We start from the raw sequence: 8,713 nt of genomic DNA, 5'->3' as shown, positions 1-8,713 counted from the left end.
GTCGTCGAGGCGCTCGACGACGGCTCTCACGGCGGCCTCGGCCTGCCCGCGGGTGTCCTGGCCGACGGTCGTGAGGTCGACGTGCGCGAGCCGGGACAGCGGGCTGTCGTCGTACCCCACCACGGACACGGCACCGGGGACGTCGACGCCCGCCCGGCTCAGGACGTCGAGCAGCCCGAGCGCGCAGCGGTCGTTGAATGTGACGACCGCCGTGGGCAGCTCCCCGGCGTCGAGCAGTGTGCGCGCCGCCTCGGAACCCGCCTCCTCGGTGCGGTCGCCGGGCACGAGCCGCGCGTGCGCCGCGAGGCCCCGCCGGCGCATCGCCTGCTCGTACCCGCGCCTGCGGATGGCCGAGATCGTCCCGCCGCCGGCGTCGACGAACGCGATCTCCCGGTGGCCCAGGTCGGCGAGGTGCCCGACGGCTTGCGCGACGCCCACCTCGTCGGCAACCCACACCACGTCGGCCGACCGCACCCGGCGCCCGACGACCACCACCGGGAGCTGCCGGGCCAGCGCCGTGAGCTGCGTGGCCGGCGCGTCGGGGCCGAGGAGGACGAGCGCCTCGCAGCGGGAGTCCACGAGCGACTCCATCGCGCGCCCCTCGTCGCGGCTGCGGGTGATCGTGCTCAGCACGACGTCGTAGCCGTTCCGCTCGGCCGCCTCGTGGATGTCCTCCACCAGTTCCGCGTGGTAGGAGCTGCGCACGTCCATCATCACCCCGATGAGCCGGCTGCGGCGGCGGGCGAGCAGGCTGGCGGTGCGGTCGGGCCGGTACCCGAGCCGCGTGGCTGCCGCGAGCACCCGCTCGCGCGTCTCGGCGCTCGGGCCGGGCACGCCGCGCAGCACCAGCGACACCGACGCCGTGGACACCCCGACGGCGGCGGCCACGTCCTCGAGCCGGGTCCTGCGAGCGCTCAGCTCCGCCACTCCTTTGTCTTGACATATAGGCGACGTGTCCCGAATAGTACGCGCAGGTTAAAGCGCTTTAAAGCATGCCTCGCGCAGGAACCTGCGCGGAAGGGACGACCGATGGAACGCAACATCCTGGACGGCCGGGTCGTGCTCGTCAGCGGCGGCACGCAGGGCGTGGGGGCCGGCGTGGCGCGGGCGGCGGCACGCGAGGGAGCCGCGGTCGCGGTCACCGGCAGGCGCCGCGAGCCCGGCGAGAAGCTCGTGGCGTCGCTGCGGGAGGCCAGAGCCGACGCGCTGTTCGTCACCGCCGACGCGGCCGACGTCCAGCAGGCGCAGGCGTCCGTCGCGGCGGTCGTGGCCGAGTTCGGCCGGGTGGACGCGCTGGTCAACTCGGCCGGGCTGACGGCACGCGGCACCCTGGTCGACACCACCCCCGAGCTGTTCGACGCGCACATCGCGATCAACCTGCGCGCGCCGTTCTTCCTCATGCAGGCCGCCGTGCGCGACATGCTCGCCCGCTCCGCGCCCGGCGCGATCGTCAACATCATCTCCTCGTCGGAGCTCGGCGGACAGCCCTACCTCGCCCCGTACGTCGCCGCGAAGGCCGGGCTCGCCGGCCTCACCCGCAACGCCGCCCACGCGCACCGCTTCGACCGGATCCGGATCAACGGCCTGGACATCGGCTGGACCGACACCGAGGGCGAGGACGTCACCCAGCGCACGTTCCACGCGGCGGACGACGGCTGGCGCGCGGAGGCGGCGCAGAAGCTGCCGATGGGCAAGCTCGGACAGGTCGACGAGATCGCCGACTTCGTCGTGTTCCTGCTGTCCGACCGCAGCGGGATCGTCACCGGGTCCGTCATCGACTGGGACCAGAACGTGTTCGGAGGGCTGGACTGATGCGACTCGGATTGATCGGCCTCGGCCGGATCGGGGCGTTCCACGCGCAGACGCTCACCGACCTGGCCGTCGTCGACTCGCTCGTGGTCACCGACGCCGTCCCGGCCGTCACGGCCGAGGTGGCGGCCCGGGTCGGGGCCGAGCCGGTGGACTCCGCGGAGAAGCTGCTCGCGTCCGGGGTCGACGGAGTGCTGATCGCCGCCGCCACCGACACCCACCCCGAGCTGCTGCTCGCCGCCGTCGAGGCCGGGCTCCCGGTGTTCTGCGAGAAGCCCGTGGCGCGTGACGTCGCGGACGCCGTGACGGTGGCCGAGCGGGTCCGCGCGGCCGGGGTGCCGGTGCAGATCGGCTACCCGCGCCGCTTCGACACGGCCTTCCGGGCGGCCCGGGACGCGGTCGCGAGCGGCGAGCTGGGGTGGCTGCACACCGTCCGCTCGACCACCCTCGACCCGGCACCGCCGCCCCCGGCCTACATCGCGGGCTCGGGCGGGATCTTCCGCGACTGCGCGGTGCACGACTTCGACGCGTGCGCTGGGTGACCGGTCGCGAGGTCGTGGAGGTCTACGCCACCGGGTCGAACCGGGGCGAGGCGTTCTTCGCCGAGGTCGGCGACGTGGACACCGCCGCCACCGCGCTCACCCTGGACGACGGCACGCTCGCGCTGGTCTCGAACAGCCGCTACAACGCCCGCGGTTACGACGTGCGGCTGGAGCTGCACGGCTCGGCCGACAGCGTCGCCGCCGGGCTGAACGACGGGCTCCCGCTGCGTTCGACCGAGCCCGGCGTCACGTTCCCGGCCGGTCCGCCGCACGGGTTCTTCATGGACCGGCTCGCGGCCGCCTTCCGGGCCGAGCTCGCGGCGTTCACCGACGTGGTGGCGGGACGCGCGGCGTCCCCGTGCACGGTCGACGACGCGCTCGAGGTGGCGTGGATCGCCGAGGCGGCCGCACTGTCGCTGCGCGAGCACCGGCCGGTCCGGATCGACGAGGTGCGACGCTGACCGGCCCGTCGCGGGTGAGATGAACACCAGGGCGAATCCGGTCGCCGGGAATCGCCACCACGGTCATCTCACGCCCTACTGGCATCCGTCCGTGGGGTAGAGCCGCCCGGGCCGCGCCTTTCGGTGCGGCTGCTCGGCCCCGTTCACGAACCAGGCCACCGGGTGCCGCGTGCCCAGCTCGCCGACCACGAACCGCGTGACGGATGTGGCCAGCACCTGCCAGTCCGTCGACCGGTCCTTGGCGTAGATGCGCGCCTCCCCCTCGCGCGTAGTCGGCGGACCGTCCGGCACCTGCGGAGAACCGACAGACCGGACCGGGCGTCGTGCGACGTCGACACCAGTGGGCTGCGATCTCGGAAAGTACCCCGCTCACGTCGATCTCACCCGATGTGAAGCGCCCACTTGACATCTAACCTCGCCGCCCCACACTCTGAAGTCGACACTTCATAACTGATGGGGGCGAGATGACCGACGATGGATCCGAGCACCGGGTATCGCCCAGGGCGCTGGTCGGGGCGGAAGCTTTGGCCGCGCTGGCCGTCCCGGCCCGGTTCGCGATCCTCAACCACCTGCTCTCCGCCGGTCCGCGCACCGCGAGCCAGTGCGCGGACGTGGTCGGCGAGAGCGCCTCGAACTGCTCGTGGCACCTGCGGGCGCTGGCCAAAGCAGGCCTGGTCGAGCCGGCTCCGGCAGCCGGCGACGACGCGCGCACCCGGCCGTGGCAGGCCACCGCGGTGGGCTTCGACTTCTCCGGCGACGACGGCCCGGCGGCCCGGATCGCGCGCACCGCGCTCGCCGGAACGGCCGCCCAGCACGCCGACGCACTGTTCCACCGCTACCTCGCCCGCCGGGAGCTGCTTCCTGCGGAGTGGACCGCCGCGCCCGACATGTCCGACTACGCACTCGAACTGACCCCGGACGAGCTCCGCGACCTGCTCGGTGCCGTCGACGCTTTGATCCGGCCGTACGTCCGACCGATCCGCACCGCCGCGCCCGAAGGCAGTGCGGTCGTCCACGTCACGCTGCGGGCGTTCCTCGACCCCGACGTCCTCAGCTGACCATGTGGTCCCTGCTGCACCGGCCGGGCGTACCCGGGCTGGCCGCCGCCGGACTGCTCTCCGAGGTCGGCGACTGGATGCTGTTCGTCGCGCTCCCGCTCTTCGTCCTGCAGCTCACCGGCTCGCCGCTCGTCACGGCCACGGTGTTCGCCCTCGAACTGGTCCCCACGGTGGTGGCCGCCCCGCTCGCCGGGGTGCTGATCGACCGAATGGACCGGTGGCGGCTCATGATCGGGGTCGCGGCCGTGCAGGCGTTGGGCCTGCTGCCGCTGCTCGCCGTCGACTCCGCCGCCGACCTCTGGCTCGTCTACGTCGTGGTGGTGGTCGAGTCCGCCCTCGGCACCGTCATCGAACCGTGCCGCACCGCGACGGCGGCCACACTGGTGCCCGCCGGGGACCTGATGGCGGTCAACCAACTGATGGGCGTCCTCTCCAGCGCAGCCCGGCTGGTCGGCGGCCCGCTGGGTGGGCTGCTGCTCGGCACCGCAGGCATCGACGCGGTCCTGGTGGCCGACGCGGCCACGTTCGCGGTCGCCGCCGCACTGTTGATGGCCGGCTCCCGGGGCCGGACGGCCACGCGGGCCGCTCCCTCACCGCGGGTCCGGCTGCTCCACGACTGGGGCGACGGCCTCCGCGTCGTGGCCCGCGCACCGGTACTGCGCCGGATCATGGGCGTCGTCGCGCTGATGGCCGTCGCCCAGGGTGCCTTCGTGGTCCTCTTCGTGCTGTTCGTGGTGCGCGACCTCGGGGGCAGCGAGACCGACGTGGGCGTCCTGCGGGGCGTGCAGGCGATCGGCGCACTCGCCGGGGGCGCCCTGCTCGGCCTGGCGGTACGCAGGCTGTCGGCGGGCCGGCTCGTGGTGGTCTCGCTGGCCGCGTTCGGCGCCCTGTCCCTCGTGATCTGGAACGGTCCCGCGGTGACCACGGCGTTCGGCGTGTACGTCGGGCTCTTCATCGCGGCGGGCGCCCCCGGCCTGGCGACCATGACCGGGCTGCTCACGCTCCTGCAGGAGCATGCGCCGGACGCCGGCCGGGGCCGCGTCATCAGCACGTTCTTCGCCGTCTTCGGCGGCGTGCAGGCCATCGGGATGCTCCTGGCGGGGCTGGTCGGCACCGGTGCCGGGCTCACCGCCGCCCTGCAGGTGCAGGGCGTCCTCTACCTCGTCGCAGCCGGCCTCGCGGTGCGCGTCGAGCAGGCGGCCCACCCGCATCGATCGAGCCACTGTGGACGGTAGTACCGTCACGCCGACGATAACTTCTTCCCGTCGGGGTGACGACGATGCGCGGCAACCTGTTCGCCGTGGCGGTGGACCTGGTGATCCTCACCGTCCGGGACGACGCGCTGTCCGTGCTGCTCGTGGAACGCACGGCGCCGCCGTTCGCCGGCGCGTGCGCACTGCCCGGCGGGTTCGTGCTCCCGCACGAGGACCTGCTGGACACCGCGGGCCGCGAACTGGCCGAGAAGACCGGGCTGGCCGTGCCGGGCCACCACCTCGAGCAGCTTGCGGGCTACGCCGCGCCCGACCGTGACCCGCGCGGGCGGGTGCTGAGCGTCGGCCACCTCGCGCTGGTTCCCGACCTGCCCGAACCGGCACGGACGGGCCGCTGGCACCCCGTGGCCGGCCTGGGCGCGCTGGCCTTCGACCACGCGAAGATCCTGGCCGACGGCGTGGAGCGGGCGCGGGCGAAGCTCGAGTACAGCACGCTCGCCGCGGCGTTCTGCCCGCCGGAGTTCACCGTGTCGCAGCTGCGGCGGGTCTACGACGCCGTCTGGGGCACGGCGCTCGACCCGCGCAACTTCCAGCGCAAGGTCACCTCGACGCCCGGCTTCCTGCTGCCCACCGAGGCGAAGGTGAGCAGCGGGCGCGGGCGGCCCGCGCAGCTGTTCCGCCGCGGTCCGGCCACCCGCCTGCACCCGCCGATGCTGCGCGACACCGCCTGAGCCGCACCCGTCGCGCCCCAACCCCGTCGTGCCCCACGCACCCCGTCTCGGCCGACGCACCCCTTGGGAGCCGAGGCACTCCGTCGACGGGGTGCATGCGCCGAATCGGGGAGCGCGAGCAGCGGTGAGATCCGCAGGCGTCAGAACCGCGGGTGCTCCCCGCGCATGTGGACCCGCGCCCCGGCCGGGGCGCCCGCCGGGACCTCGCCGCTCGCCCGCTGCACCTCGCCCAGCACCCACGCCGGAACGTGCCGGGCCGTGAGCATCGCCAGCGCGCGGTCAACGTCGTCGGCCGGGAGCACGGCCACCATCCCGACGCCCATGTTGAACGTCTTCTCCATCTCCGCGCGCTCCACCCGGCCGCGGGAGGCGATCAGCTTGAACACCGGCGCCGGGGTCCAGGTGCCGCGCTCGACGACGGCCTCCAGCCCGGTGGGCAGCACGCGCTCCAGGTTGCGGGCCAGGCCACCGCCGGTGATGTGCGAGAACGTCCGCACCCCGGTCTCGGCGGCCAGCGCGAGGCAGTCGCGGGCGTAGATCCGGGTGGGGACGAGCAGCTCCTCGCCGAGTGTCTGCCCGAACTCCTCCACGTGACCTGCCAGCGGCATCCGCGCGATGTCCAGCAGCACGTGCCGGGCGAGCGAGTAGCCGTTGGAGTGCAGCCCGGACGAGCCCATCGCGAGCAGCACGTCGCCGGGGCGCACCCGGTCCGGCCGCAACATCGCGTCGGCCTCGACGATCCCGACGCCCGTGGCGGACAGGTCGTAGGCGCCGTCCTCCATCAGGCCGGGGTGCTCGGCGGTCTCGCCGCCCAGCAGCGCGCAGCCGGCCTGCTGGCAGCCGTCGGCCACGCCCGCCACGATCGCGGCGATCTGCTCCGGCACCAGCTTGCCGACGGCGATGTAGTCCTGCAGGAACAGCGGCTCGGCCCCGCACACGACGAGGTCGTCGACGACCATGGCCACCAGGTCGAGCCCGACCGCGTCGTGCTTGTCGAGGGCCTGCGCGATCGCGATCTTGGTGCCGACGCCGTCGGTGGACGCCGCGAGCACCGGCTCGGTGTAGCGGCCCATCTTCAGCGCGAACAGGCCGGCGAAGCCGCCGATGCCGCCCATCACCTCGGGGCGACTCGCCTTCTCCGCGAACGGGCGCAGGGCGTCGACCGCGCGCTCGCCGGCCTCGATGTCGACGCCTGCGGACGCGTAGCTGACGTCCGGCCCGTCGGATCCGGTCGTGGTCGGGGGCATCGTGGTAACGCTCCTGGCAGTGTGCGGCGGCTCGGCTGCCGCCGGGTCAGATGGGTCGCGGTGGCTACCGTATCGGGGTCGCCCGATCAGGGGCGACGCCGATCAGGGTCGACGCAGTGCGTCCGCCGCACCGTAACCGACGGAGAGCGGACCGGCATCGCCGGAAGCGGCGCCCGACGCGGTGTCGGAGACGGCGTCGCGCGGCGACAGCTCCAGCAGGTGCTTGCCGAGCCGCGCCTCCTCCGGCAGCGGGATCGGGTACTCCCCCGTGAAGCAGGCCGCGCAGAGCCTGCTGCGGGGCTGCTCGCTGGCGGCGATCATCCCGTCGACCGAGACGTAGCCGAGCGAGTCGGCGCCGACCGAGCGCCGCACACCCTCGGTGTCGAGCCCGCTGGCGACGAGCTCGGCGCGGGTGGCGAAATCGATGCCGTAGAAGCACGGCCAGCGCACCGGCGGCGACGCAATGCGGACGTGCACCTCGAGCGCGCCGGCCTCGCGCAGCATCCGCACCAGTGCACGCTGGGTGTTGCCGCGGACGATCGAGTCGTCGACGACCACGAGCCGCTTGCCGCGGATGACGTCGCGCAGCGGGTTGAGCTTGAGCCGGATGCCGAGCTGCCGGATGGTCTGGCTGGGCTGGATGAAGGTGCGACCCACGTACTGGTTCTTCACCAGGCCCTGCCCGTAAGGGATGCCGGAGCCCTGGGCGTAGCCGATGGCGGCCGGGGTGCCCGACTCGGGCACGGGGATCACGAGGTCGGCCTCGACGGGGTGCTCTTCGGCGAGGCGGCGCCCGATCTCGACGCGCGCGGCGTGCACCGAGCGGCCGGCGATCGTGGTGTCCGGCCGGGCCAGGTAGACGTACTCGAAGACGCAGCCCTTGGGCTCGGGGGCGGCGAAGCGCGAGCTGCGCAGGCCGTCGGCGTCGATGGCCAGCAGCTCGCCGGGCTCCACCTCGCGCACGATCGAGGCCCCGACGATGTCGAGCGCCGCCGTCTCGCTCGCGACGACCCAGCCGCGTTCGAGCCTGCCGAGCACGAGCGGACGGACGCCGTGCGGGTCCCGGGCGGCGTAGAGCGTCTGCTCGTCGGCGAAGACGAGGGAGAACGCCCCGTGCACGCGCGGCAGCAGCCGCATCGCGGCCTCCTCGACGCCGGTGTCGGCGGCGGTGGCGGCCAGCAGCGCGGTGATCAGGTCGGAGTCGGTGGTGGAGGTGATCGCCGACCGGCCGGCCCCGGAGCCCTCCCGCGTGGCGGTGACCTCGTCGCGCAGCTCGGCGGTGTTGACCAGGTTGCCGTTGTGCCCGAGCGCGATGCCGCTGCCCGTGGCGGTGGTACGGAACGTCGGCTGCGCGTTCTCCCATGTGGTGGACCCGGTGGTGGAGTACCGGCAGTGCCCCACCGCGAGGTGGCCCCTCAGCGACGACAGCACCTGCTCGTCGAACACCTGGCTGACGAGCCCGAGGTCCTTGAAGACGACCATCCGGCTGCCGTCGGAGACGGCGATGCCCGCTGCTTCCTGGCCGCGGTGCTGCAGGGCGTAGAGCCCGTAGTAGGTCAGGTTGGCGACGTCCTCGCCGGGAGCCCAGACGCCGAAGACGCCGCACTCCTCCTTGGGGACGTCGTCGCCGGGTACATCGTCGACGTCGATGCGG

Annotated in this window: 8 protein-coding genes and 1 pseudogene; 5 read left to right on the top strand and 4 right to left on the bottom strand. The window is 73.6% G+C overall.

The window, feature by feature from the left end; translation table 11 throughout:
- On the bottom strand, positions 1–927 hold a 927-nt coding region (locus KME75_RS20305; RefSeq protein ID WP_219416439.1), incomplete at its 3' end, for a LacI family DNA-binding transcriptional regulator.
- 102 nt (positions 928–1,029) lie between these two features.
- Here KME75_RS20305 and KME75_RS20300 point away from each other — a divergent pair.
- On the top strand, positions 1,030–1,812 hold the full coding sequence (locus KME75_RS20300; protein ID WP_219416438.1) for an SDR family oxidoreductase: 783 nt from the start codon (positions 1,030–1,032) through the stop codon (positions 1,810–1,812).
- Positions 1,812–2,812, top strand: a pseudogene (locus KME75_RS20295) (Gfo/Idh/MocA family protein). The gene KME75_RS20300 and the pseudogene KME75_RS20295 overlap by 1 nt, the downstream one beginning before the upstream one ends.
- 75 nt (positions 2,813–2,887) lie before the next feature.
- On the opposite strand, the gene KME75_RS20290 reads toward KME75_RS20295, so the two are convergent.
- Positions 2,888–3,103 (bottom strand): hypothetical protein, encoded by a 216-nt coding sequence (locus KME75_RS20290; RefSeq protein WP_219416437.1) that lies wholly within the window; start codon positions 3,101–3,103, stop codon positions 2,888–2,890.
- A 173-nt stretch (positions 3,104–3,276) separates the two neighbouring features.
- Between KME75_RS20290 and KME75_RS20285 the strand changes: the two genes are divergently transcribed.
- From KME75_RS20285 to KME75_RS20275, 3 genes are read left to right on the top strand one after another with little or no spacing between them, the layout of a single operon-like run.
- A complete protein-coding gene (locus KME75_RS20285; protein ID WP_219416436.1) occupies positions 3,277–3,870 on the top strand; it encodes a winged helix-turn-helix domain-containing protein in 594 nt (197 codons plus the stop codon).
- A 2-nt stretch (positions 3,871–3,872) separates the two neighbouring features.
- Complete coding sequence (locus tag KME75_RS20280; protein ID WP_219416435.1) at positions 3,873–5,105, top strand: MFS transporter; 1,233 nt, start codon at positions 3,873–3,875, stop codon at positions 5,103–5,105.
- A gap of 44 nt (positions 5,106–5,149) precedes the next feature.
- Positions 5,150–5,812: an NUDIX hydrolase gene (locus KME75_RS20275; protein WP_219416434.1), complete on the top strand. Its 663-nt coding sequence runs from the start codon at positions 5,150–5,152 to the stop codon at positions 5,810–5,812.
- A 140-nt stretch (positions 5,813–5,952) separates the two neighbouring features.
- Here the strand turns inward: KME75_RS20275 and purM are convergent, their stop codons facing one another.
- Both purM and purF read right to left on the bottom strand, forming a co-directional pair.
- Positions 5,953–7,059 (bottom strand): phosphoribosylformylglycinamidine cyclo-ligase, encoded by a 1,107-nt coding sequence (gene purM, locus KME75_RS20270; protein ID WP_219416433.1) that lies wholly within the window; start codon positions 7,057–7,059, stop codon positions 5,953–5,955.
- A 102-nt stretch (positions 7,060–7,161) separates the two neighbouring features.
- Entirely contained in the window at positions 7,162–8,709 is a 1,548-nt protein-coding gene (gene purF / locus KME75_RS20265; RefSeq protein ID WP_219416442.1) for an amidophosphoribosyltransferase, read from the bottom strand.
- Positions 8,710–8,713 lie beyond the last annotated feature (4 nt).

The organism is Pseudonocardia nigra, from assembly GCF_019396355.1.
Lineage (GTDB): Bacteria > Actinomycetota > Actinomycetes > Mycobacteriales > Pseudonocardiaceae > Pseudonocardia > Pseudonocardia nigra.
The sequence above is the reverse complement of the archived record's forward strand: the minus strand, read 5'-3'. Positions and strand labels throughout refer to the sequence as shown.

Bases quoted from the DNA above. Each gene is read 5' to 3' on its own strand.
- KME75_RS20275 (WP_219416434.1), top strand. From the start codon at position 5,150: ATGCGCGGCAACCTGTTCGCCGTGGCGGTGGACCTGGTGATCCTCACC.
- KME75_RS20300 (WP_219416438.1), top strand. From the start codon at position 1,030: ATGGAACGCAACATCCTGGACGGCCGGGTCGTGCTCGTCAGCGGCGGC.
- KME75_RS20280 (WP_219416435.1), top strand. From the start codon at position 3,873: ATGTGGTCCCTGCTGCACCGGCCGGGCGTACCCGGGCTGGCCGCCGCC.
- purM (WP_219416433.1), bottom strand. From the start codon at position 7,059: ATGCCCCCGACCACGACCGGATCCGACGGGCCGGACGTCAGCTACGCG.
- KME75_RS20285 (WP_219416436.1), top strand. From the start codon at position 3,277: ATGACCGACGATGGATCCGAGCACCGGGTATCGCCCAGGGCGCTGGTC.